Genomic DNA, 24,783 nt, shown 5'->3' with positions numbered 1-24,783 from the left:
GAAGGGAGCTCAGCCCTTGGTGAGGATGGAGCGGGCGAAGAAGAGCAGGTTGGCCGGCTTCTCCGCGAGGCGGCGCATGAAGTATCCGTACCAGTCGGTGCCGTAGGCGGTGTAGACGCGCATCCGGTGGCCCTCGGCCGCGAGCCGCAGGTGCTCGTCGCTGCGGATGCCGTACAGCATCTGGAACTCGTACTCATCCAGTTTGCGCCCCGCACGCCGCGCGAGCTCCTGTGCGATGGAGATCAGGCGCGGGTCGTGGGACCCGATCATCGGGTATCCGTCGCCCTCCATCAGGATGCGCATGATGCGGACGTACGCCTTGTCGATCTCCGCCTTGTCCTGGTACGCGACCTCGGCGGGCTCCTTGTAGGCGCCCTTCACGATGCGTACGCGGCTGCCGGCTGCGGCCAGGCGGCGGGCGTCGTCCTCGGTGCGGAAGAGGTAGGACTGGATGACGCAGCCGGTCTGCGGGAAGTCCTTCCGCAGCTCCTCGTGGATGGCGAACATCGAGTCGAGGGTGGTGTGGTCCTCGGCGTCCAGGGTGACCGTGGTGCCGATCGCGGCGGCGGCGCGGACGACCGGGCGGACGTTGGCGAGGGCGAGCTCGTGGCCGCCTTCGAGCGCCTGGCCGAACATGGAGAGCTTGATGGACATCTCGGCCTTCGTGCCGAGGCCGAGGTCCTTGAGGCGCTCGACGAGGTCCAGGTAGGCGTCGCGTGCGGTGGCGGCCTGCTCGGGCGTGGTGATGTCCTCGCCGACGACGTCGAGGGTGACCTCGAGGCCCTTGTCGGCGGCGTCCGTGATGATCGGCACGACCTGGTCGACCGTCTCACCGGCGATGAAGCGGGCGACGACCTGCTTGGTGCCCGGGGCCGCCGATACGAAACGGCGCATCTGGTCGCTGCGCGACGCGGCGAGGATCACGGGACCCAGCACGGGCACCTCCACGGAGAGTAGAACGGGGCCGTACCTGGATATGCGTAACGAACCGGTACGGCACGGAGAACCACCGTGAAACTTAAGGATCCCTCCGATCCGGGGCCATCGACAGCTGTCACGCATCCGTGCCCTGGATCTCAGACATCTGTCTGAAGGCAGGGGCGAACTACGTCAGAATGGACAGCGTGAAAGGCGATTACCAGGAACTGGTCGACGAGATCTCAGCCCTGCTCGGCGCCCCCGCGACACTGGAGAACCGCGATTTCGAGCTGATCGCCTTCGGCGCGCACGACAGCGGCGACAGCGACTTCGACGCGGCGGCCCTGGACCCGGTGCGCACCCGCTCGATCCTCACGCGCCGCTCCACGGCCGGAGTGCGCACCTGGTTCGAGAGCTTCGGGATCACCCGCGCCACGGCCCCGGTCCGCATTCCGCCCACTCCGGAGGCGGGCGTCTACCGCGGGCGGATCTGCCTTCCCGTACGGCATCGGGGGTTCGCTCTGGGGTACGTATGGCTGCTCGACGACGATCCCGGGCCCACGGAGGCGCAGCTGACCGCCGCCATGGAGGTCGCGGCCCGCATCGGCGCGCTGCTCGCGGACGAGGTGCAGGCGGGCGCCGACCTGACCCGGGAGTTCCGGGCCGTACTGACCGCCGAGCGTGGCTGGCAGCGGGACATGGCCGTGGCCGATCTGCGCACGGCGCTCGGCCCGCGCGGCGAGGGCCTGCACGCGGTCGTCTGCCTCGCCCCCTGGCCCTCCGCCGACCCGGACTCCGCCCCCTCGGTCCGTACGGTGCAGGGAGCGACCGCCCTGTGCACGGTCCCGTGGGGCACGGCGGGCCAGAGCCTAGCGATCCTGGTCCGGCTGCGTTCGCCCGACGTACCCACCCCGGCGGTGTCGGCGGCCATGCGGCTCCTGGAGTCCGCGAAGGGCGCCGCGGCGGGGATCGCGAATGCCCGCCACGGCCTCGACGAGCTCGGCGCCGCCTGGTGGGAGGCGTCGACGGCGGCCCGCGCGGCCCGCGCCGAACCGCGCTTCGCCCCCGTGGCCCAGTGGGCGGACGTGGGCCCCTACCGCCTGCTCACCTCCCTGCCCGCCGAGGCCGCCGAGGACCCGGTGGCCCGCGCACTGCTCTCCCCCGCCCATCGCGAACTCGCCCGCACCGCGGAGGTGTTCCTCGACTGCGCGGGCCAAGCGGGGCGCACGGCGGCGGAGTTGGGGATCCACCGCCAGACGCTCTACTACCGCCTCTCGCGCGTGGAGCAGCTCACGGGCCTCGACCTGGACGACGGCGAGGACCGCCTCCTTCTGCACATGGTCCTGAAAGCGTCACGACTGTAAGGGCACGGCTACAGAAGGCGGCCGGCGTGATCATGACGGGATAGCGTCTCCCCCGACCACTCACGCAACTCCACAGGGGAGAACGAACAACCAATGAAATTCAAGCTGTTGGGACCCGCCGTCGCCGCTGCCGCCCTCGTCGGCACCACCCTCACCGGCGGCACCGCCGTGGCGCAGACGCCCTCCGCGCCGGTGTCCGCCGCCGCGGCTCCCAGCTGCCTCAACGGCCTCACGAACGTTCCCGCCAAGCAGACCGTGAAGGTGCGCACCCACGCGAAGGTGAACGCCACCGCCAAGGGTCAGTGGAACAAGGGCAAGAAGGGCTTCCTCTGCAACGACGGCAAGTCGATCACGGGGCAGAAGTACACGCTGTGCGGCAAGACGAGCACCAAGTGGCAGTACGGCATCACGAACGGCACGAACGTGAAGGGCTATGTCCCCGAGGCGTGCCTCAAGTGGGGCATCGGCGCCTGATCTGAAGGCATCTCCACGCATCTCCACGCATCTCCACGGTGGTGCGGGCGGCACGACGCCGCCCGCACCACCGGCGTTTCAGGCCTCTGATGCCCGCCTCATCACACGCCGCATGCCCTCGGTGAGCTGCTCGGCGGTGGTCGCCGACTCCGGGTCGAAGAGCCACTGCACCATCAGGCCGTTGAGCAGCGTCGCGTAGAAACGGCCTTCGTTCTCCACCACGTCGTCCGGGATGACGCTCTCCTCGATCCCGGTGAACACCGCGGCGAGCCCGCTGCGCCCTTCCCGCTGCGCCTTGATCAGCAGGTCACGGACTCCGGCGAGGCGCTCCCCCTGCGTGATGACCTCGAAGGTCAGCATCCAGATGGAGCGGGACTCGGGGAACCCGCGCAGGATGTTCGACCAGACCTGCTCGAACCGCTCCAGCGAGCCGCCCTTCGCGCCGCTCTCCCCGGCGGGAGGTTCGTCGAAGCCGCCGCCGGCCTTCTCGACGAGGGCGACGAAGGCCTCCACGAGCAGCGCGTCCTTCGAGCCGTAGTGGTACCCGATCGAAGCCAGGTTCGCCCCCGACTCCTTCACGATGTCGCGGGCCGTCGTGCTCACGAAGCCCTTCTCCAGCAGGCAGCGCTTGGCGCCTTCGAGCAGATCATCACGGTGTCCCATGCGGGCCAGCCTACTCCCGATCCATACGCCCGTCCCATACGTGCGTCTTACACACCCGTACTAGACAAGCGTATAGGACGTCCGTACAGTCCTCGGCATGACGAAATCGACGCACGAACAAGCGAACTCGGCGGTCCCGGAGCGCGCGGGCCGCAAGGAGTGGACCGCTCTCGCCGTCCTGATGCTGCCGCTGCTCCTGGTCTCGATGGACGTCTCCGTCCTCTACTTCGCGGTACCCGCGGTCAGTGCCGACCTGGAGCCGAGCGGCACCCAGCAGCTGTGGATCTTCGACATCTACGCGTTCGTGCTCGCGGGGCTGCTCATGACGATGGGGTCGCTCGGCGACCGCATCGGCCGCCGCAAGCTGCTCATGTTCGGCGCGGCGGCCTTCGGCGTGGCCTCCCTGACCGCCGCCTACGCCAACAGCGCCGAGCTGCTCATCGCCGCCCGCGCGGTCCTCGGCATCGGCGGCGCGACCCTGATGCCGTCCACGATGGCCCTCGTACGCACGATGTTCCGCGACGCCGGACAGCGCGCGAAGGCGATCGGCATCTGGTCCGGCGTGATGGTCGCCGGGATCGCGCTCGGCTCGGTGATGAGCGGCATCCTCGTCGAGTACTTCTGGTGGGGCTCGGTCTTCCTGGTCAACCTGCCCGCGATGGTGATGCTCCTGGTCCTCGCGCCGGTCCTCATCCCGGAGTTCAAGGACCCGGCGCCGGGCCGCTTCGACCTGCTGAGCGTGCCGCTGTCCATGGCCGCCGTGCTGCCCGTCGTCTACGGCATCAAGGAGATCGCCGCCGAGGGCCTGGAGACCACGTACGTGGCTTCGCTCGCCGTCGGTCTCGTCTTCGCCGCCCTCTTCGTCCACCGCCAGCGCACCACGGATTCCCCGCTGATCTCCCCCGCGCTGTTCCGCGGCCGCGGCTTCGCCCCCGCGGTCCTCCTGAACCTCATCTCCACGCTCGCGATGATGGGCTCGGCCTACTTCACCACGCAGTATCTGCAGTCGGTCCTCGGCAAGAGCGCCTTGGAGGCCGCGCTGTGGGCGCTGCTCCCCTCCGTACTCATCGGCTTCGCCGCCCCGGTCGCCACCGCCCTGGTCCAGAAGGGGATGAACCGCGCCCACGTCGTCTCGGCCGGCTTCGTCATCTCGGCGTGCGGGTACGGCCTGCTGACCCTGACCGGCACGGACTCGATGTGGACGGTGCTCACCGCCGCCGGGCTCCTCGCCTGCGGCGCCGTGGTCGTCGGCTCACAGCTCACCGACCTCGCCCTCGGTTCGGCCCCGGCGGAGAAGGCGGGCTCGGCTTCCTCGCTCCTGGAGACGGGCCAGGAGTTCGGCGGCGCGCTCGGCATGGCGCTGCTCGGCTCCATCGGCAACGCGGTCTACCGGGGCGAGATCCCGGACGCGGCCCCGGCAGAGGCCCACGAGACACTCGGCGGCGCGCTCGCGGTGGCACAGCACATGCCGGACAAGGCCGCTTCCGCGCTGACCGCCGCCGCACGGGAGGCGTTCACCAGCGGCATGCATGTTGCTGCGCTCGCGGGGGCGACGCTGCTGGTCGCGTCGGCGGTACTGGCGTCGGTGACACTGCGGCGGTCTGAGCCCGCAAAGCAAACGCCGGAGGAGCTGGAGCGTATCTCCAGCCCGTCCGGCGTTTGAGGACGAACTCGGCGCAGCCGGTGACGAACCGGCAGCCGAAGCCGCGGGGCGACTAGTCCGTGAGGTTCACCGCGCGAGCGGACTCCGCACCGATCTCCTCGGCCAGCTCGTTGAGCACCGCCTGCGGCACAGTGTCATCCACCGTGAGGACGGCGAGCGCCTCCCCGCCGACGTCAGCGCGAGCGACCTGCATGCCGCCGATGTTGATGCCCGCCTCGCCGAGGACACGGCCGACGGTGCCGACGACACCGGGACGGTCCGCGTAACGGAGGACGACCATGTGCTCGGCGAGCGCCAGGTCCACGTCGTACCCGCCGATGGCGACGATCTTCTGCAGGTGCTTGGGGCCGGCCAGCGTGCCGGAGACCGAGATCTCCTCGCCGCCGGTCAGCGTGCCGCGCACCGTCACGACGTTGCGGTGGTCCGGGGACTCCGAGCTCGTGGTGAGGCGGACCTCGACGCCACGCTCCTGGGCGAAGAGAGGCGCGTTCACGTAACTCACGGTCTCGTCGACGACGTCCTCGAACACGCCCTTGAGCGCGGACAGTTCGAGCACCTTCACGTCGTGCTGCGTGATCTCGCCGTACACCTCGACGTCGAGGCGGGCCGCCACCTCGCTCGCGAGGGCGGTGAAGATCCGGCCGAGCTTCTCGGCGAGCGGCAGACCGGGACGCACGTCCTCGGCGATGACGCCGCCCTGGACGTTCACGGCGTCCGGGACCAGCTCGCCTGCGAGGGCGAGGCGCACCGACTTGGCGACGGCGATACCGGCCTTCTCCTGCGCCTCGTCCGTCGAGGCACCGAGGTGCGGCGTGCAGACGACCTGGTCGAACTGGAAGAGCGGGGAGTCCGTGCAGGGCTCCTTCGCGTACACGTCCAGACCGGCGCCCGCGACGCGGCCTTCCTTGAGCGCCGAGTACAGCGCCTCCTCGTCGACGATCCCGCCGCGCGCGGCGTTCACGATGCGGACGGCGGGCTTGACCTTGTGCAGGGCCTCGTCGCCGATCAGACCGACCGTCTCGGGGGTCTTGGGCAGGTGCACGGTGATGAAGTCCGAGACCTCGAGCAGCTCGTCGAGCGTGAGGACCTTGACGCCCATCTGCGCGGCACGCGCGGGCTGTACGTACGGGTCGTACGCGACGACCTTCATGCCGAAGGCGCTCATGCGCTGGGCGACCAGGGCGCCGATGCGGCCGAGGCCCACGACACCGAGGGTCTTCTCGGCGAGCTCGACGCCGGTGTACTTCGAGCGCTTCCACTCACCGGCCTTGAGGGCCTGGCTGCCCTGGGGGATGTTGCGGGCGGTGGCGATGAGCAGGCCACAGGCGAGCTCGGCGGCGGTGACGATGTTCGAGGTGGGGGCGTTCACCACCATCACGCCGGCCTTGGTGGCGGCCGACACGTCCACGTTGTCCAGACCGACGCCCGCGCGGGCGACGACCTTCAGCTTCTTGGCGGCCGCGATGGCCTCGGCGTCGACCTTGGTCGCGGAGCGGACCAGAATCGCGTCGACCTCGGCGATGGCGGGCAGCAGCTCGGCGCGGTCCGCGCCGTTGCACTGACGGATCTCGAAGTCCGGGCCCAAGGCGTCGACAGTGGCGGGCGACAGCTCTTCAGCGATGAGTACGACCGGTTTGCCGTTGGCAGCAGTGCTCACGTGAGTCCTCACAAGTCCAATGCGGACGGCCGTCCCGACGGCCGCATGCGGTGGAGGGTGCTAGCCGCGTGGAAGACGCACGACGCTGTGGGCCTGACGCGTTTGTTGAAAGCAGTGTAGTGGCGTCTTGACGGGTGTCTTACGCCTCCGCGGAAGGATCACTCGTCCGTGGCTGGACGAGGTGGACAACGCCGGAGGGAGATCACTCCCTCCGGCGCTTCCGGAATGCCTCAGGCCTCTTCGTTGACCCAAGACATCAGCTTGCGGAGCTCCTTGCCGGTGGTCTCCAGGAGGTGGTTCTCGTCCTGGGTCTTGTACTCGTTGTACTTCTTCAGACCGCCGTGGTACTCGTCCATCCAGTTCTTGGCGAACGTGCCGTCCTGGATCTCGGTGAGGACCTTCTTCATCTCGGCCTTGGTGGCGTCCGTGATGATGCGCGGTCCGGTGACGTAGTCGCCCCACTCGGCGGTCTCGGAGATCGACCAGCGCATCTTCTCCAGGCCGCCCTCGTACATGAGGTCGACGATGAGCTTCAGCTCGTGGAGGCACTCGAAGTACGCGATCTCCGGCTGGTAGCCGGCCTCGGTCAGCGTCTCGAAGCCCGCCTTGACCAGCGCCGCGGTGCCACCGCAGAGCACGGCCTGCTCACCGAACAGGTCGGTCTCGGTCTCCTCGGTGAAGGTCGTCTTGATGACGCCCGCACGCGTGCCGCCGATGCCCTTGGCGTACGAGAGAGCCAGCGCGAAGCCGTTGCCGGTCGCGTCCTGCTCGACGGCCGCGATACACGGAACGCCGCGGCCCTCCTCGTACTGACGGCGGACGAGGTGGCCCGGGCCCTTCGGGGCGACCATGCAGACGTCGACGCCCTCGGGGGCCTTGATGAAGCCGAAGCGGATGTTCAGGCCGTGGCCGAAGAACAGCGCGTCGCCGTCCTTGAGGTTGTCCTTGATGGACTCCTCGTAGACCTGGGCCTGGATCGGGTCCGGCACCAGGATCATGATGACGTCGGCCTCGGCGGCGGCCTCCGAGGGAGTCACCACGCGCAGGCCCTGCTCCTCGGCCTTGGCCTTGGACTTGGAGCCCTCGTGCAGACCGACGCGGACGTCGACACCCGAGTCACGGAGCGACAGCGCGTGGGCGTGGCCCTGGCTGCCGTATCCGATGACCGCGACCTTGCGGCCCTGGATGATGGACAGGTCGGCGTCGTCGTCGTAGAACAGCTCGGCCACTGGAAATCTCCTATGTGTGCTGGTGTTGCGACCCACCGTACGGCGGGCGGGGGGAAGAAAGTTTTCAGGTCTCGCCATACGGGCGGGACCGGTGACGCGTTCAGGCCGGTTCAGGCCGAGCGGTCGAGCGCGCGCAGGCTGCGGTCCGTGATGGAGCGCGAGCCGCGGCCGATCGCGATGGTGCCGGACTGGACTAGCTCCTTGATGCCGAAGGGCTCCAGCATCTTGAGCATCGCCTCCAGCTTGTCGCTGGATCCGGTGGCCTCGATGGTGACCGCCTCGGGCGAGACGTCCACGGTCTTGGCGCGGAACAGCTGGACGATCTCGACGATCTGCGAGCGCGTCTCGTTGTCGGCGCGGACCTTGGCCAGAACCAGTTCACGCGCCACCGCGCCGGCCGGCTCCAGTTCGACGATCTTCAGGACGTTGACGAGCTTGTTGAGCTGCTTGGTGACCTGTTCGAGCGGCAGATCCTCGACGTTCACGACGATGGTGATGCGTGAGATGTCGGGGTGCTCGGTGACGCCCACGGCGAGGGAGTCGATGTTGAAGCCGCGGCGCGAGAACAGGGCGGTGATCCGGGCGAGGACACCGGGCTTGTTCTCGACCAGGACGGAGAGCGTGTGCTTGGTGGACATGACTCGTGGTCTCTCTTTCGCTCTCGGTCTCAGTCGTCTTCGTTGTCGCCGAAGTCGGGGCGGACCCCGCGGGCGGCCATGACCTCGTCGTTCGAGGTGCCCGCTGCGACCATCGGCCAGACCTGGGCGTCCTCGTGGACGATGAAGTCGACCACGACGGGGCGGTCGTTGATGGCGTTGGCCTCGGCGATGACCTTGTCGAGGTCCTCGGGGCGCTCGCAGCGCAGTGCCACGCAGCCCATCGCCTCCGACAGCTTCACGAAGTCCGGGACGCGGGTGCCCTTGTTGGGCGGAGTGTCGCCCTCCGGGCCCGCGTGCAGCACGGTGTTGGAGTAACGCTGGTTGTAGAACAGCGTCTGCCACTGGCGGACCATGCCGAGGGCGCCGTTGTTGATGATGGCGACCTTGATCGGGATGTTGTTCAGGGCGCAGGTGGTCAGTTCCTGATTGGTCATCTGGAAGCAGCCGTCGCCGTCGATCGCCCAGACCGTGCGGTCGGGCTGACCTGCCTTGGCGCCCATCGCGGCCGGGACCGCGTACCCCATCGTTCCGGCGCCGCCGGAGTTGAGCCAGGTGGCGGGCTTCTCGTAGTCGATGAAGTGGGCGGCCCACATCTGGTGCTGGCCGACGCCCGCCGCGAAGATCGTGTCCTCGGGGGCGAGCTTGCCGACGCGCTCGATGACCTGCTGCGGGGAGAGCGAGCCGTCCTCGGGCTGGTCGTAGCCCAGGGGGTAGGTGTCGCGCCAGCGGTTGAGGTCCTTCCACCAAGCGGTGTAGTCACCCTGCTGGCCCGCGGTGTGCTCGGCCTGGACCGCCTGGATCAGGTCGGCGATGACCTCGCGGGCGTCTCCGACGATCGGCACGTCGGCGGCGCGGTTCTTGCCGATCTCGGCCGGGTCGATGTCGGCGTGGACGATCTTCGCGAAGGGCGCGAAGCTGTCCAGCTTGCCGGTGACGCGGTCGTCGAAGCGGGCTCCGAGGGCGACGATCAGGTCGGCCTTCTGCAGCGCGGTGACGGCGGTGACCGCTCCGTGCATGCCCGGCATTCCCACGTGCAGCTTGTGGCTGTCGGGGAATGCGCCGAGCGCCATCAGTGTGGTGGTGACGGGCGCTCCGGTGAGTTCCGCGAGGACCTTCAGCTCGGCGGTGGCCTGGGCCTTCAGAACGCCGCCGCCCACGTAGAGGACGGGCCGCTTGGCGGAGGTGATCAGCTTGGCGGCCTCGCGGATCTGCTTGGCGTGCGGCTTGGTCACCGGGCGGTAGCCGGGCAGGTCCTGGGTCGGCGGCCACTGGAAGGTGGTCTGCGCCTGGAGTGCGTCCTTGGCGATGTCGACCAGGACGGGCCCTGGACGGCCCGTGGAGGCGATGTGGAAGGCTTCCGCGATCGTCGCCGGGATGTCCTCCGCCTTGGTGACCAGGAAGTTGTGCTTGGTGATCGGCATGGTGATGCCGACGATGTCCGCCTCCTGGAAGGCGTCCGTACCGATCGCCTTGGAGGCCACCTGGCCGGTGATCGCGACCATGGGCACGGAGTCCATGTGGGCGTCGGCGATCGGCGTGACGAGGTTGGTGGCACCGGGGCCGCTCGTCGCCATGCACACCCCGACCTTGCCGGTGGCCTGCGCGTAACCGGTGGCGGCGTGGCCTGCGCCCTGCTCGTGACGGACCAGGACGTGACGGACGCGGGTGGAGTCCATCATCGGGTCGTACGCGGGAAGGATGGCGCCGCCGGGAATGCCGAATACCGTGTCGGCCCCGACTTCCTCGAGAGAACGAATGAGGGACTGCGCACCCGTGACGTGCTCGACGGGGGCGGACTGCTGTCCTGAGGATCGGGGCCGCGGCTGCGGATGGTGGGCCCCGGTGGCCTGCTCGGTCATCGGCATTCTCTTCTCGAAGCTGAGGGTTTTTGCGGGGTGTTTGCGGGGATTTGGCGGGTGCCGGTGCAACAAAAAACCCCTCGTGCCGTGAGGCAAGCGAGGGGAGCGCGTCGGAGCGGGTGCGGGATTCCGGTGTTCGGACCGGTGAGTCCCAGCTTCAGCCGACGCGCTTTCCAAGTACGAGAATTCGGGTGCGCATGGCACTGACCCTCTCCCCGGCGCACAGTGCCTGTCAAGTAGGTGGGATGGGGGTCTCATTATGTGAGCGGGCGAAGGACTCGACACCTCCTCCGTACGCCACTGGCGGGCCGCCCGCGAGCACCGGCTCCGCGGGCCCGTGCGGCACCGGATACTGCCCGAGCGACAGCGCACGGCGCAGGCGGTACTCGTCGAGGGGTCCGGAGAACGCCATGCCCTGGCCGTGCGTACAGCCCATCGCGCGCAGGGCGATGACCTGCTCCGGAAGGTCGACGCCGTCGGCCACCGAGAGCAGCCCCAGATCGGTGGCGATGCGCAGCAGACCAGAGGTGATCTTGTGCAGCCGCGCGGACTCGACGACGCCCTCGATGAGACTGCGGTCCAGTTTCAGTACGTCGACGGGGAGCCGCCGCAGTGCGGTGATGGCGGCATAGCCGCTCCCGAAGCCGTCAAGGGCGATGCGTACGCCGAGTCTGCGCAGGGAGGTGAGACGGCGCTCCAGGTCGTCCAGGGACACCCGGGGGTCGCTGTCGGCGAGCTCGATGATGAGCGCCCCGGAGGGCAGGCCGTACCGGGTGAGGAGCGCCTCGATGGAGCCCAGCGGCATGGAGCGGTCCAGGAGGCGCCGCGCGCTGATGCGGACGGCGACGGGCGTCGCATGGCCCGTACGCCCGCGCTCGGCGGCCTGCTGGACGGCTTCCTCGATCATCCAGCGGCCGAGCTCGGCGGTGCGGGCGCCCTCCTGCGCGTCCGAGCTGTCGGCCACGCGCAGGAACTCGGCGGGCGTGAAGAGGATGCCCTGCGCCGAGCGCCAGCGCGCCTGGGCGGCGACCGAGGTGATGCGTCCGTCGTCCAGGGAGACCACCGGCTGGTGGAGCAGCGCGAACTCGCCGTCGTGCAGGGCGGTGCGCAGCCGCGTCGCCAGCTCCGCCTTGCGTACGACGTCGGCCTGCATCTGGGGGGCGTACAGCTCGACGCGGCCCTTGCCCGCGGCCTTGGCGCGGTACATCGCGAGGTCGGCGTTGCGCAGCAACTCGCCCGCTCCTATGCCTGGTTCGGCGAAGGCCACGCCGATGGACGCCGCCACGCGCACGTCGTTGCCGTCGATCGCGTAGGGCTGGGAGAGGGTGATTCTGAGACGGTCGGCGAGTTCGTAGATGTGCTGCTCGCGCGCGGCCTGGTCGCGGGTGCCGTCACCCACGATGAGCGCGGCGAATTCGTCGCCGCCAAGCCGGGCCGCGCAGTCCCCGGACCTGACGGCCTCCTGAAGGCGGCGGGCCGCCTGGATGAGGAGCTCGTCCCCCGCTTGATGGCCGATGGTGTCGTTGACCGCCTTGAAGCCGTCCAGGTCGATGAAGAGCACGGCCGTGCCCCGGTCGGTGACCCTGCGGCCGGTGAGGGCCTGACCGACCCGGCGGGTGAACAGGGCGCGGTTGGGCAGGTCGGTGAGCGGGTCGTGCTCGGCGTTGTGCTGCAACTGCGCCTGGAGACGCACCCGTTCGGTGACGTCGCGGCTGTTGAAGATGAGACCGCCCTGGTGGCGGTTGACCGTGGACTCCACGTTCAGCCAGTCGCCGTCACCGGACTTGAAGCGGCACTCGATACGGGTCGTGGGTTCTTCGACGGGGTTCGCGGTGAGGAATCTGCGCACTTCGTGGACGACACGGCCCAGGTCCTCGGGGTGCATGAGCGAGGCCAGTTCGGAGCCGACGAGCTCCTCGGCGTCGCGGCCGTAGACCCCTGAGGCGGCCGGGCTGACGTAGTGGAGTATGCCGTTCGGAGCGGCGATCATGATGACGTCGCTCGAACCCTGCACCAGGGAGCGGAAGTGGTTCTCCTTCTGGGCCAGTTCCTGGGTGAGGGTGATGTTGTCCAGGAGCATGATGCCCTGGCGCACGACGAGGGCGAGGACGACCGTGCCCGCGGTGAAGAGCACGACTTCGTCGACGCTGCGGCCACTGAGCACGTTGTAGAGAATGCCCAACGTGCAGACAGCGGCGGCGAGATAGGGCGTCAGCGCGGCGAGCGACCCGGCGATCGGCCGGGTGGCGGTGGCCCGTGCGTCCCTGGGGGCCTCGTCGTGCCGCACGCGCGCGTGCTGCTGCGCGTCGTCCCCGTGCCGGTGCCAGGGCGCCGCCCAGGGTGCGTACGCGAGGAGCAGTGAGCCGGCGAACCAGCCCGCGTCCAGCATCTGCCCCGAGCGGTAACTGGCGTGCAGCAGGGGCGAGGTGAACATCGCGTCGCACATGACGGTCAGCGCGAGGGCGCCGATCGCCGTGTTCACCGCCGTACGGTTCGCGGAGGACCGTCTGAAGTGCAGCGCGAGGACCATGCTGACCAGCGCGATGTCGAGGAGCGGATAGGCGAGCGAGAGAGCGGCGTGCGCGACGCTCTGGCCCTCGAACTGTGCCGTGTGCGCGAGCGCCAGGCTCCAGGAGAGTGTGAGCAGTGAGCCGCCGATGAGCCAGGCGTCGAGCGCCAGGCAGACCCAACCGGCCTTGGTCACCGGGCGCTTGGCGAGCACGAGCAGGCCGATGATGGCGGGCGGCGCGAAGCAGAGGAAGAACAGGTCGGCGAGGCCGGGACTTGGCACCGGCTGCTCGAGCACGACCTCGTACCAGCCCCATACGCCGTTGCCCAGGGCCGCCATCGCGGAGGAGAGCGCGAACAGCAGCCATGCGGGTCGAAAGCGGCTTCGGCGGGTGCGTGAGTAGCGGAAACAGGAGACCGCGGCGGCCGCCGCCGCGAGACTCAGACCGAAGTCACCCATGATCAGGGCGGCCCGGGTCGATCCCCAGCCGAAAGCGGCGCCGGTGGCATACCCGCCGCAGACCACGAGGAGCGCGATCTGCGAGACCAGGCCCGCGCCGCCGCCGGAGCCGGGGCGCCGGGTCAGGGGAGCGCCGGGCGGCATCGACGCCGTCAGACCTCCGCTGCCCTCCAGGGCGGTGGCGGGTGACGGACGGGTGCTCACCGCGCCGCCCTGATCCATGCCGCGCCTGTGTCCGTCCGCCTCCCGTGACTGATCGGCCCCGGGACGTCGGGTGCGAAGCCGTCGCGCGTCCGGCTGTGAGCCGGTGCGCGTGAGAGTCGTCGCCGGCGGCCTCGCCGCGTCGGATGGTTCGCCCATTGGCCGTACATCGCCCGTCGCCCCCCTCGCGTCTGATGTCTCGTCCCCGGCGCCGACGAACTGTCCACGGCGCATCCCCTGTCGGGACGATACACCAGTCTCGTCACTCAGCGACATAGCTTCTCTACGCTCCGTGACTGTCGACGGAGTTGTGAACACGGGGCGCACACAACCAGGTGCGGAGTGTGCTCGAACGGTCCCTGAGTGACAGTGGGTTGGCCGGGCCGGTGCGCTACTCGGTTGTCAGGACGACGTTGTCGAGGGGTTCCCCGGCGACGTGACGGGTCAGCTGCGCGGCGAGCAGGCGCTTGGCGCGGGGCAGGAAGGCGGAGGACGATCCGCCCACGTGGGGGCTGATGAGCACTCCAGGAGCCTGCCACAGGGGGTGACCTGCGGGCAGCGGTTCCGGGTCGGTGACATCGAGGGCGGCGGTGATCCGGCCGCTCTCCAGTTCGGCCAGGAGCGCCTTGGTGTCGACGACGGGGCCGCGCGCGACGTTCACGAGCAGGGCGCCGTCCTTCATGCGGGCCAGGAAATCGCCGCTCACCAGGCCACGAGAGGCGTCGGTGAGGGGCGTGGAGAGGATGACCACGTCGGCCTCGGGCAGCAGCGCCGGCAGTTCGGCGAGCTGGTGCACGGGGCCGCGCTCCGTGGCACGGGCAGAGCGCGCGACGCGCGCCACCCGCGCGCACTCGAAGGGGGCGAGCCGGTCCTCGATGGCCGATCCGATCGATCCGTACCCCACGATCAGCACGGACTTGTCGGCGAGCGCCGGATAGAACCCGGACCGCCAGTCCTCCTGCCGCTGCCCCTCCACGAATCGGGGGATGCCGCGCAGTGACGCGAGGATCAGGGCGAGCGTCAGCTCGGCCGTGCTGGCCTCGTGCACCCCCTTGGCATTGCACAACTGCACGCCGGGCGCGAGGAACTTGAGCCCGGCCTCGACGTGGTCGATGCCCGCGGTGAGTGTCTGTACGGCGCGTACGGATGTCATCTCGGGCAGCGGCCGTACGGAGGTCTCCGCACCCTTCATATAGGGCACGGCGTAGAACACGCAGTCGGCCGGGTCCGCGGGGAAGTCCGGGCCGCCGTCCCAGAAGCGGTAGTTGAGCCCGGCTTCGGCTGCTCCGGGCAGGCCTTCGATCTCGTCCGCGGCATAGGGGAGCCACACATCGGTCGTCATGGTCAGGAGGCTAATGCGCGGAGGCCGCACGCCGCGCAGGCGGAGCCAGAGGTTACGTTGGGGGCCGCTCGGACATGAGGTGGGAGGGCACGGCCAGGTGGACCGCAGGACGATCGGCGCGGCAGCGCTCGGGGTGGGTGCGGTCGGGCTCGGCTGCATGCCGATGAGCTGGGCGTACACCGGCTCACGGCAGCGGGGCGAGGAGTCGCTGCGCACCGTGCACGCCGCGCTCGACCAGGGCTCGACCCTGCTGGACACGGCGGACATGTACGGGCCGTTCACCAACGAGCTCCTTGTGGGGCGGGCGCTGAAGGAGCGGCGGGCCGAGGCCTTCGTGTCCACCAAGTGCGGGCTCCTGGTGGGTGAGCAGCACATCGTCGCCAACGGCCGCCCCGGCTATGTGAAGCGGGCCTGCGACGCGTCGCTGCGGCGGCTGCAGACCGAGACGATCGACCTGTACCAGCTGCACCGCGCCGATCCCGAGGTGCCCGTCGAGGAGACGTGGGGCGCGATGGCCGAGCTCGTCGCCGCGGGGAAGGTGCGGGCGCTCGGGCTGTGCGCGGTGGGGGCCCGTGCATCGCGGCGCGAGGGCAGAGGGCTGCACGAGGGGACGATCCGGCAGCTGGAGCGGGTCCAGCAGGTCTTCCCGGTCAGCGCGGTGGAGGCCGAGCTCTCGGTGTGGTCGCGCGAGGCGCTGGAGACGCTGCTGCCGTGGTGTGCGGCGCGCGGGGTCGGCTTCCTGGCGGCGATGCCGCTGGGGAACGGTTTCCTCACGGGGACGCTGACGCCGGGGCAGGGCTTCGAGCCGGACGACGTGCGGGCCCGGCATCCCCGTTTCACCGCCGAGATGATGGCGGCCAACCAGCCGCTGGTGGTGGGCCTGCGCCGGGTGGCCGAGCGGCACGGGGCGACCCCGGCGCAGGTGGCGCTCGCCTGGGTGCTCGCGCAGGGCCGCGATGTGGTGCCGATCCCCGGGGCCAAGCGGGAGCGCTGGGCGGTGCAGAACGCGGGGGCGGCGTCGATACGGCTGACCGGGGCGGACCTGGCGGAGATCGCGGCGCTGCCTTCGGCGATGGGATCCTGGGAATGACGACGCCCGCGGGTCCGTGAAGCGGGGTTGGGAACCTGTGGGGACCGAGCGGTGTATGAACAGTAGAAGCGCTGCGTCGAAGGGAACCTGATCGTGCAACGACCTGCTGTCACAGCCGCATTGGCTGCCGCCGCCCTTGTGCTCACGGCCGGTTGCTCGTCCGGGGGCTCAGACGCGCCGGACAATGGAAAGAGCGCCGAGTCGAGCCCCGCGAAGTCGGACGGGACACCCACGGGAAAACCGCGCGCCGGCGACGCCCCGCCAAAAGAGGGATCGGCGTCGGTCACCAAGACACTCACCGAGGACCTGAAGTCGCCGTGGGGCCTCGCGCCGCTCCCGGGTGGGGACCTGCTGGTGTCCTCACGCGACGAGGGGACCATCACCCGCGTCGACGGGAAGACGGGAAAGAAGACCGAACTGGGCCCGGTCCCCGGCGTCTCCCCCGCCGGAGAGGGCGGCCTGATGGGCCTGGCGCTCTCTCCTTCGTACGCATCGGACCACATGGTCTACGCGTACTTCACCACCGAGTCGGACAACCGCATCGCCCGCATGCTGTACGACGAGAAGAAGCCCTCCGGCCAGCAGCTGGGCGCGCCCGACACGGTCTTCAAGGGCATCCCCAAGGGCGTGGTCCACAACGGCGGCCGGATCGCCTTCGGCCCGGACAAGATGCTGTACGCGGGCACGGGCGAGACAGGTGACACCGGTCTGGCCCAGGACAAGAAGTCACTGGGCGGCAAGATCCTGCGCCTGACCGCGGACGGCGATCCGGCCCCCGGCAACCCATTCGGCGACTCCCCTGTCTATTCGTACGGCCACCGCAATGTGCAGGGCCTGGCCTGGGACGAGGAGAAGCGGCTCTGGGCGGCGGAGTTCGGCCAGGACACCTGGGACGAGCTGAACGAGATCAAGGCAGGCGACAACTACGGCTGGCCCGAGGTGGAGGGCAAGGGCGGCAAGGAGGGCTTCCGGGACCCGGTGGCCCAGTGGAAGACCTCGGAGGCCTCCCCCAGCGGCATCGCCTACGCCGAGGGCTCCGTCTGGATGGCGGGCCTGCGCGGCGAGCGCCTCTGGCGCATCCCGGTCCGCGGAGTGGAGGGCACCGTGGAGCCCCAGTCCTTCTTGAAGGAGGAGCACGGACGCCTGCGCACAGTGGTCGCCGCGGGCGGGGACAAGCTGTGGCTGGTGACGAACGAGACCGATTCCCGGGGCACCCCGGAGGAGGGGGACGACAGGATTCTCGAGGTGACGGTGAAGTAGGGGGCTCCTACCGGCGTCCGGGCTCGGGCTCGCTGCCCCAGCGCGGGCTAACGGTCGTGATCGGTGGCCGCTGCGGGGGCCGGGGGCGTGTCGGTGGTGGTAGGGGGCTCTGCGGCGGCTGCGGCGGTCGGGTTTGGCTCCAGGGCGGCAGCCTGTTGCGGCACCCTCACCACCACCTTGCCGGAGGTCAGGTCTATCGGGCCGCGGCCCGGGTCGCCGTCGGCAACGTCGACCCGGCTCAGCTCCAGCCGCTTCTGCTCGTCGTGCGTGTGTTTGCGGCCGGGCTGGAAAAGCTCGATCGGGTTGAACACTGCGCCTCCTGGCGGCCGGGTTCCTCCTACCAGCGTAAGCGAGTGCCTGCGGAACCCACCGGGGCCGGGAAAGCGCAGGTCAGCCGGCGGACTGTGCGCGTTCCGCGGGGAACAGGCGCAGGCGGTGGGCCAGGGCCGCCGCCTCGCCCCGGCCGGCGACGCCCAGCTTGGCGAGGATGTTGGAGACGTGGACGCTCGCCGTCTTCGGGGAGATGAAGAGCTCCTCGGCGATCTGGCGGTTGCTGCGGCCCGCGGCGACGCGGCGGAGCACGTCCCGCTCCCGGCTGGTGAGGCCGAGCGCTTCGGCGGGGTCGACCGGGGTGAGGTGAGGGATCGCGGAGTCGTCGTCGTTCAGGGTCAGGCGGGCGCGCTGGGCGAGTCCGGCGACGGAGTCGGCCAGGGGCCGGGCCCTCAGGCGCTCGGCGACCTCGCGGGCCTGCCGCAGCAGCCCGGCGGCGCGCTCACGATCCGCTTCGGCGCCCACGCCGGCAGAGGTCGCGAGGAGGGACTCGGCGAGCCGGAGGCGGGCGCGGGCCAAGTCGTAGGGGCGGTCGACGGCTTCGAGCGCGGTGACCGTGGCGGACCAGTCGGCGGGGGTGTCGCGGTCCTCGGCGCGCAGGAGTTCGGCGCGGACCCACTTCTCGTAGGCGACCCAGACCGGCATGGGCGAGGGGAGGCGCCTCGCGGCTCGGCGGATGCTGTCGATGGCATCGGCCCTGCCGGGCTCGGCTGCGGGCAGGCCGCGCGTATCGGCCTCCGAGGTGGCAGCGGCGAGCAGCAGGGGCCAGGTGTAGCGCTGAGTGCTGGGTGGGAAGCCCTTGGCCAGGGCCTGTTCGAGCTCGGCGCGCGCCGCGGCGACGCCCGACGCGCGGTCGGGGTCGGCCCCCGCGATGCCGAGGGCGGCGTGGATCATGGGCAGGAAGTACTGCGGCATGCGATCGTGCGAGCCGTAGTGACCGCGGGCCGTGGCCAGTTGGGCGGCGGCTTCGGCCAAGTCACCCCGGCCGAGCGCGATGAAGGCGAGCTGCAGGGCGGCACCGCCCCGCGGCTTGACGCTGAGCGCACCACGGCGGGCCGCCTCGGAGGCCTCGACCGCCTCGTCCCAACGGCCCAGTGAGAAAAGGGACTCCGCTTTGTTGGCCTGGACCCAGCTCTCGGTGTCCGTGAGGCCGTACTTCCGGCAGAGCGCGAGGCCCTGATCGCCGACCTCCAGGGATTCGAGCGAGCGGCCCGCGCCTTCGAGCACGGACGGCAGGTTGACGTGGATGTGCGGGATGCGGGAGACCAGGCCCGGCGGCTCCACGCACCGGTCCCTGACCGCGTACATCTCGGCGAAGCCCTGCTCGACGTCGCCCGCGTCGACCAGGAGGCCGCCGAGGATGAGCCGGGCATTGAGTTCGGTCTCCTCGGCCTTGACCATCCGGGCGTACTCGACGGCGCGCTGGGCCGACGCCAGGGTCTCGGCTCCGGGGTTGTGGAGCATGCCCCAGGAGGCGACGTTGGTCAGTACTTCGGCGTGCACCTCGGACGGCGGGAGGCCGCGGACCAGTTCCTGCGCGGTGGCGATCTCCGCCCAGCCGTCGCCGCGGCCGAGCGTCGAGGTGAGCCGGGAGCGCTGGATCCAGAACCAGGCCGCGCGCAGCGGATCGTCCTCGTCCGCAAGGAGCCGCAACGCACGCTTGGTTATCTTCAGGGCGCGCTCCCGCTCCCCGCAGAGTCGGCCCGCGACGGAGGCCTCCGCCATGAGGTCGAGGTAGCGCAGCGGGGTGGTCGCCGGGTCGCAGCCGCAGGGAGGGTAGACCTCGGCGTAGTCGAGGGGGCGCAGTTCGAGGCGGATGTCCTCGGGGGCGTCGTCCCACAGCTCCATCGCCCGTTCGAGGAGGCGCAGTTGCTCGGAGTACGCATAGCGGCGGCGGGCCTCGACGGAGGCCCGCAGGACGGCGGGGAGCGCCTTCGCCGCGTCGTGCGCGTGGTACCAGTAGCTGGCGAGGCGGGCGGCGCGCTGGTCGGCGGCGACGAGGGAGGGGTCGGCTTCGAGGACCGTGGCGAAGCGGCGGCTGATCCGGGAGCGCTCACCGGGCAGCAGATCGTCGCCGACGGCCTCGCGCACCAGGGAGTGCCGGAAGCGGTAGCCGTCGCCGTCGGGTGACGGCAGCAGGATGTTGGCGCCGACCGCGGCCCGCAGCGCCTCGATCAGGTCGTCCTCCGCGAGCCCCGCGACCGCGGCGAGCAGGGGGTACTCGACGTTCGAGCCGCCCTCCGCGACGATCCTTGCCACCCGCTGGCTGTCCTCGGGCAGCTCCTCGACGCGTACGAGGAGGAGGTCGCGCAGGGAGTCCGTGAGGCTCGCGCAGCTGCTGCCGTGCGAGGCGACCGCGAGCTCCTCGACGAAGAAGGCGTTGCCGTCCGAGCGGTCGAAGATGTCGTCCACCAGGGACGGTTCGGGCTCGGCGCTGAGGATGCCCGCCATCTGCCGGGCCACTTCGACCTTGCTGAAGCGGGACAGTTCGATGCGCCGCACCGTGCGCAGGCGGTCGAGCTCGGCGAGGAGCGGGCGCAGCGGGTGGCGGCGGTGGATGTCGTCGGCGCGGTAGGTCGCGACGACGACGAGGCGGCCGCTGCGCAGCGTGCGGAAGAGGTAGGCGAGGAGGTGCCGGGTCGAGGCGTCGGCCCAGTGCAGGTCCTCCAGGGCGACGACCACCGGACGGTCGGCGGCGAGGCGCTCCAGGAGGCGGACGGTCAGCTCGAAGAGGCGGGCCATGCCCTCCTCGTCGTGCTGTGCGTCGGTGCCCCTGCGGCGCTGCGGTGCCTCGCCCAGTTCGGGCAGGAGCCGGGCGAGCTCGCCCTCCTGGTCGGCGACCGCGGCGTCCACCTCGTCGGGGAGCTGGCGGCGCAGGGAGCGCAGGGCACTGGAGAACGGGGCGAAGGGGAGGCCGTCCGCGCCGATCTCGACGCAGCCGCCGAGCGCGACAACGGCACCTTCGGCGCGGGCCGCCGCGGTGAACTCCTCGATGAGGCGGGTCTTGCCGACGCCCGCCTCGCCGCCCAGCAACAACGCCTGCGGCTCGCCCGTGCCGGGGGTCGTCCCCTTGGCACGGGCGAGTGCGTCGTTCAGTACGCCCAGCTCGTCGGAGCGGCCGACGAACACGGGGCTTACGGACCTGGTCTCCACAGCGGTGAGCATCGCACAGGGTGAGTGCTTGGTGGCAGCGAATATCCCGAGGGCAGAAACAGGCGCTTCTGTCGCCGCCGTCTCCCCCATCACGCGGCCCGGGTGAAGCGGCTTCTCCGCTGGCTGGTACTCACCCGCCCCTCGGTTTCGTGGCGGGCCGAGCGGCGGGCGGCGCGCTCCGCCTTGGCCTCACGGGCTTCGCGCAGGAGACGGCGGCGGTCGGCCTCGCGGATGAGCTCGGCGGCGCGCAGCTGGTGCATCTCGTACTCGAACATGGGAACTCCCTGGCTTCTGCTGGCTGCTGACTTCCTTCTGACCTCTACTTTCGTCTGCCAGGGAGGGGCGGCACATCGGGAGAGTGCCGCATCTTGAGGGGGCAAAATGCCTTAGGGGGGTGGGAGAGGCCCTTAGGCCTCTCCCACCCCCCTAAGGCTCAGAACGCCGGTGGGGCTGCCATCAACTCGTCGACGGAAGACCGTAGATGAGGTCCGAGTACTTGGCGATGGCCAGCAGCAGGCCGATGACGCCCAGGGCGACACCCGCCCAGGCCACCGACTTGATCCACGGTGCCTGTACCTGGTCGGGCGCGCCGAACGCGGGCCTGACCAGGACGACGAACCCGACGACCAGCGCGGCGAGCGCGAAGGCTCCGGCGATCAGCGCCGTGACCTGCCAGGAGTCGCCGTACAGGGCCTGGATCTGGTCGGCGACGCTCGCCGACTGCTTGGTCTCGAGCTGACCGACGATGTTCGAGCGGGCCGCGGCGACCGTGCCGAGCCAGCCGCCGGACAGGCCGATCACACCGAGAGCGGCGGAGACGACGGCCGCGGCGCCCTGGAACACGCCGGTGGACCTGGCCGGAGCGACCTCGTCCACCACGACGAGCTCGTCGGCGTCATCGGCGTCGTCGCCCTCGACGGCGTCATCGGCCGGGGCGGTCTTCTCCACCTTGACGGCGTCCGCCTTCGCGGCGTCCGTGGTGTCGGCGGTGTCCGCGGCCTCCGGCTCTGCGGGCTTTGCGGCCGCCTCGGCCGCGATCTCGTCCTCTGTCTTAGTTCCCATGCCCCGCACCGTACGGACGGAGTCTGAGAGCTTTCTTAACGAGCCGCTTCGGCGCCTTGACGAGCCTCGCGCGCCTTCCGCCACTCCGGTGCGAGCACCGACCACACCTCCATGTCGTGCCGCACCCCCTGCCAGGGGAAGCACTCCCGCAGCACCCCGTCCTTGGTCATCCCGAGCCGCTTCGCCACCGCCTTGCTGCGGTCGTTCGCCGTCGAGACCATCCACTCCACGCGGTGCATGCCGCGCTCGTCCACCGCCCAGTCGATGAGGACCCGGCTCGCCCTGGTGATCAGACCGCGTCCGGCGGCCGAAGGCTCAAGCCAGACGCCGACCTCGCAGCTCTCCGTGGCCGTGTCGAAGATCCGGAAGAGCACACCGCCGACGAGTGTGTCATCGAGCCAGATGCCGTACAGGCGCCCCGTGTCGGCGGCCTGCCTGTCGGCGAACATCTGGAGCAGCTCCCGCGCCGATTCGAGGTCCTTCGCCCGTACGGTCAGGGGCACCCAAGGCCCCGCGTACTCCCGCGCACGCTCGACGTGCGTGAGGAACTCCTGCGCCTGCCACGGCTCGATGGGCCTCAGCTCAGCGCCCTCGCCCAGCGATATCGCGAACATCCCGCTCCTTCATTCCGTCCGGCACCACGTCCGCGCCGTCCCGCGCGTCCCGTTGCCCCCGGATCCTCGCACTCACGACGGCCGTACTCGAACGACATTCCGGCGGCTCGATGCTGATGCGCGGCAGCCAGCGGTCGAGGCCGCGCGGCAGCCACCAGTTGGCGCCGCCCAGCATGTGCATGAGGGCCGGCACCAGCAACGTACGCAGGACGAACGCGTCGAGCGCGACCGCGGCGGCGAGGCCGATGCCGAACATCGCGATGACCCGGTCGCCGCTCAGGACGAAGGCCAGGAAGACCGAAATCATGATCACGGCCGCTGAGTTGATCACGCGGCTCGTCTCGGCGAGGCCGACGCGGACGGCCCGCCGGTTGTCGCCGGTCTCCAGCCACTCCTCGTACATCCGGCTGACCAGGAAGACCTGGTAGTCCATCGAGAGCCCGAAGAGTACGGACACCATGATCACGGGCAGGAAAGGCTCGATCGGTCCGGCCGAGCCGAGGCCGAGCAGCTCGCTCCCCCAGCCCCACTGGAAGATCGCGACGACGACCCCGAAGGCGGACGCCACCGCGGCCACGTTCATCGCGGCGGCCTTCAGGGGGATGCCGATGGACCGGAAGGCAAGGAGCAGCAGGACGCAGCCGAGGCCGATGACCACACCCACGAAGAGCGGCAGCTTGCCGACGATGATCTCCGCGAAGTCGTCGTAGCTCGCCGTGACACCGCCCACCGCCAGGTCGAGCGATGTGTCGGCCTCGGCCATGGGCAGCACGTCGTCGCGGAGCCGGTCGACGAGATCGCTGGTCCGCTCGGACTGGGGGGACGAGTCCGGTACGACGGTGATGTGGGCGACGGTGCCGTCGGTGTCGTACGTGACGGGGCTGACGGAGGCGACGCCCTTGGTCGATTCCAGTGTGGGGACGAGGTTGGTGAGGGCGAGCCGGTCGCCCGCTCCTTCGACGTCCGTGACGAGGGTGAGGGGGCCGTTCACGCCGGGGCCGAAGCCGTCCGCGAGCAGGTCGTAGGCCTGGCGTGTGGTGGCCGACGCCGGGTTGTTGCCCTGGTCGGAGGTGCCCAGGTGGAGGGAGAGTGTGGGCAGCGCGAGCAGCGCCATCACGGCGACGGCGACGACGCCGAGCAGCTTCGGGTGCCGCTCCACGAAGGCGGACCAGCGGGCGGCGAGCCCGGTGGGCAGCTCCGGGGCCGGGCCGTGCTCGGCCAGGGCGCGGCGTTCGCGGCGGCTGAGCGCACGCGGTCCGATCCAGGACAGGAGGGCGGGCAGCAGGGTCACGGACGCGGCGACCGTGAGGAGGACGGTCAGCGATCCCGCGATCGCGACGCCGCCCAGGAAGCTGAGCCGCAGGATGAGCATGCCGAGCAGCGCGATGCACACGGTGGCGCCCGCGAAGACGACCGCGCGCCCGGTGGTGGCGACCGCGCGTTCCGCGGCGACGGCCACCGGCAGGCCCTGTTTGAGGCCCTTGCGGTGGCGGGTCACGATGAAGAGCGCGTAGTCGATGCCGACGCCGAGCCCGATCAGCGTGCCCAGCATCGGGGCGAAGTCCGCGACGGTCATGACGTGCCCGAGCAGCACGATGCCGGCGTAGGCCGTGCCGACCGACACCAGCGCCGTGGCGATGGGCAGGATCGACGCGGCGAGCGAGCCGAAGGCGAGGAAGAGCACGACGGCGGCGACGGCGACCCCGACGATCTCGGCGGTCTGCGCGCTCTTGGACTCGGTGAGGGCGACGGCGCTGCCGCCGAGCTCGACGTCCAGGCTGTCCGAATCGGCGGCCTTCGCGGTGTCGACGAGTGCCTGTGCGTCCGCCTTGTCGATGTCGTCGGCCTGCTCGCGGAAGGTGACGTTCGCGTACGCTATGCGGTCGTCGTCACTGATCTGTGCGGCGCCGCTCCCCTCGTACGGGCTGCTGACGGAGGCCACGGCGGGCATGTCCTCGATCTTGTCGAGGGTGTCGGTCATCGTCTGCTCGACGTCCGCCGCGCGCACGGTGGTGCCCGCTTCGGTCTTCCAGACGACGGTGTTGCTGTCGCCGCCGAGACCTTCGAAGCCCTCGTTCAGGAGCTGGGTCGCACGGCCGGACTCGGTGCCCGGAACCTCGTAGTCGTTCGAGTACGAGGATCCGGCGAGCGCCGCGGCGCTCGCGGCGCCCGAAAGAGCGACGAGCCAGAGCAGTACTGCGAGGAGGCGGTGCTTCACACACCACCGTGCGAGTGCTGCCACTGACCGGCTCCCTGATGTGGTTCGTGGATCTTTAT

At 70.3% G+C, this 24,783-nt stretch carries 19 protein-coding genes; 5 read left to right on the top strand and 14 right to left on the bottom strand.

Annotated features, from left to right (window positions below; all coding sequences use genetic code 11):
• Nucleotides 1–9 precede the first annotated feature (9 nt).
• Nucleotides 10–936, bottom strand: coding sequence for a proline dehydrogenase family protein (locus E5671_RS32195; protein ID WP_160507381.1), 927 nt, complete (start codon nucleotides 934–936; stop codon nucleotides 10–12).
• A 179-nt stretch (nucleotides 937–1,115) separates the two neighbouring features.
• Between E5671_RS32195 and E5671_RS32190 the strand changes: the two genes are divergently transcribed.
• On the top strand, nucleotides 1,116–2,282 hold the full coding sequence (locus E5671_RS32190) for a PucR family transcriptional regulator (RefSeq protein ID WP_160507380.1): 1,167 nt from the start codon (nucleotides 1,116–1,118) through the stop codon (nucleotides 2,280–2,282).
• Between the two features lie 93 nt (nucleotides 2,283–2,375).
• The gene (locus E5671_RS32185) at nucleotides 2,376–2,756 is read left to right on the top strand and encodes a hypothetical protein (protein ID WP_160507379.1); all 381 of its coding nucleotides are present in this window, start codon (nucleotides 2,376–2,378) and stop codon (nucleotides 2,754–2,756) included.
• 78 nt (nucleotides 2,757–2,834) lie between these two features.
• Here E5671_RS32185 and E5671_RS32180 read toward each other — a convergent pair whose 3' ends face one another.
• The gene (locus E5671_RS32180; protein WP_160507378.1) at nucleotides 2,835–3,419 is read right to left on the bottom strand and encodes a TetR/AcrR family transcriptional regulator; all 585 of its coding nucleotides are present in this window, start codon (nucleotides 3,417–3,419) and stop codon (nucleotides 2,835–2,837) included.
• 97 nt (nucleotides 3,420–3,516) lie between these two features.
• On the opposite strand from E5671_RS32180, the gene E5671_RS32175 reads away from it, so the two are divergent.
• The gene (locus E5671_RS32175) at nucleotides 3,517–5,082 is read left to right on the top strand and encodes an MFS transporter (protein WP_160507377.1); all 1,566 of its coding nucleotides are present in this window, start codon (nucleotides 3,517–3,519) and stop codon (nucleotides 5,080–5,082) included.
• Nucleotides 5,083–5,134: 52 nt separating this feature from the next.
• Here the strand turns inward: E5671_RS32175 and serA are convergent, their stop codons facing one another.
• The 6 genes from serA to E5671_RS32145 form a co-directional block, all read right to left on the bottom strand.
• Nucleotides 5,135–6,739: a phosphoglycerate dehydrogenase gene (gene serA, locus E5671_RS32170; protein ID WP_160507376.1), complete on the bottom strand. Its 1,605-nt coding sequence runs from the start codon at nucleotides 6,737–6,739 to the stop codon at nucleotides 5,135–5,137.
• Nucleotides 6,740–6,969: 230 nt separating this feature from the next.
• Complete coding sequence (gene ilvC / locus E5671_RS32165; RefSeq protein ID WP_160507375.1) at nucleotides 6,970–7,968, bottom strand: ketol-acid reductoisomerase; 999 nt, start codon at nucleotides 7,966–7,968, stop codon at nucleotides 6,970–6,972.
• 110 nt (nucleotides 7,969–8,078) lie between these two features.
• Complete coding sequence (gene ilvN / locus E5671_RS32160) at nucleotides 8,079–8,606, bottom strand: acetolactate synthase small subunit (protein WP_160507374.1); 528 nt, start codon at nucleotides 8,604–8,606, stop codon at nucleotides 8,079–8,081.
• 29 nt (nucleotides 8,607–8,635) lie between these two features.
• The gene (locus tag E5671_RS32155; RefSeq protein WP_160507373.1) at nucleotides 8,636–10,486 is read right to left on the bottom strand and encodes an acetolactate synthase large subunit; all 1,851 of its coding nucleotides are present in this window, start codon (nucleotides 10,484–10,486) and stop codon (nucleotides 8,636–8,638) included.
• A 232-nt stretch (nucleotides 10,487–10,718) separates the two neighbouring features.
• Nucleotides 10,719–13,598: a putative bifunctional diguanylate cyclase/phosphodiesterase gene (locus E5671_RS32150; RefSeq protein WP_237330798.1), complete on the bottom strand. Its 2,880-nt coding sequence runs from the start codon at nucleotides 13,596–13,598 to the stop codon at nucleotides 10,719–10,721.
• A 448-nt stretch (nucleotides 13,599–14,046) separates the two neighbouring features.
• Entirely contained in the window at nucleotides 14,047–14,997 is a 951-nt protein-coding gene (locus E5671_RS32145; RefSeq protein ID WP_202121341.1) for a 2-hydroxyacid dehydrogenase, read from the bottom strand.
• A 97-nt stretch (nucleotides 14,998–15,094) separates the two neighbouring features.
• Between E5671_RS32145 and E5671_RS32140 the strand changes: the two genes are divergently transcribed.
• Both E5671_RS32140 and E5671_RS32135 read left to right on the top strand, forming a co-directional pair.
• Entirely contained in the window at nucleotides 15,095–16,087 is a 993-nt protein-coding gene (locus tag E5671_RS32140) for an aldo/keto reductase (protein ID WP_160507371.1), read from the top strand.
• Between the two features lie 93 nt (nucleotides 16,088–16,180).
• Nucleotides 16,181–17,347, top strand: coding sequence for a PQQ-dependent sugar dehydrogenase (locus E5671_RS32135; protein WP_336605898.1), 1,167 nt, complete (start codon nucleotides 16,181–16,183; stop codon nucleotides 17,345–17,347).
• Nucleotides 17,348–17,394: 47 nt separating this feature from the next.
• Here E5671_RS32135 and E5671_RS46495 read toward each other — a convergent pair whose 3' ends face one another.
• The 6 genes from E5671_RS46495 to E5671_RS32110 form a co-directional block, all read right to left on the bottom strand.
• Nucleotides 17,395–17,658, bottom strand: a complete 264-nt coding sequence (locus E5671_RS46495; RefSeq protein WP_336605897.1) for a DUF6191 domain-containing protein — start codon at nucleotides 17,656–17,658, stop codon at nucleotides 17,395–17,397.
• Between the two features lie 79 nt (nucleotides 17,659–17,737).
• A complete protein-coding gene (locus tag E5671_RS32130) occupies nucleotides 17,738–20,842 on the bottom strand; it encodes a helix-turn-helix transcriptional regulator (RefSeq protein WP_160507370.1) in 3,105 nt (1,034 codons plus the stop codon).
• A gap of 77 nt (nucleotides 20,843–20,919) precedes the next feature.
• Nucleotides 20,920–21,105 (bottom strand): hypothetical protein, encoded by a 186-nt coding sequence (locus E5671_RS32125; RefSeq protein ID WP_160507369.1) that lies wholly within the window; start codon nucleotides 21,103–21,105, stop codon nucleotides 20,920–20,922.
• A 181-nt stretch (nucleotides 21,106–21,286) separates the two neighbouring features.
• Entirely contained in the window at nucleotides 21,287–21,892 is a 606-nt protein-coding gene (locus E5671_RS32120) for a hypothetical protein (RefSeq protein ID WP_160507368.1), read from the bottom strand.
• Nucleotides 21,893–21,927: 35 nt separating this feature from the next.
• Nucleotides 21,928–22,506 (bottom strand): GNAT family N-acetyltransferase, encoded by a 579-nt coding sequence (locus tag E5671_RS32115; protein ID WP_160507367.1) that lies wholly within the window; start codon nucleotides 22,504–22,506, stop codon nucleotides 21,928–21,930.
• Complete coding sequence (locus E5671_RS32110; protein ID WP_160507366.1) at nucleotides 22,475–24,748, bottom strand: MMPL family transporter; 2,274 nt, start codon at nucleotides 24,746–24,748, stop codon at nucleotides 22,475–22,477. The genes E5671_RS32115 and E5671_RS32110 overlap by 32 nt, the downstream gene beginning before the upstream one ends.
• Nucleotides 24,749–24,783: the final 35 nt, after the last annotated feature.

The organism is Streptomyces sp. BA2 (assembly GCF_009769735.1).
In the GTDB taxonomy this organism is placed as follows: Bacteria; Actinomycetota; Actinomycetes; order Streptomycetales; family Streptomycetaceae; genus Streptomyces.
The sequence above is the reverse complement of the archived record's forward strand: the minus strand, read 5'-3'. Positions and strand labels throughout refer to the sequence as shown.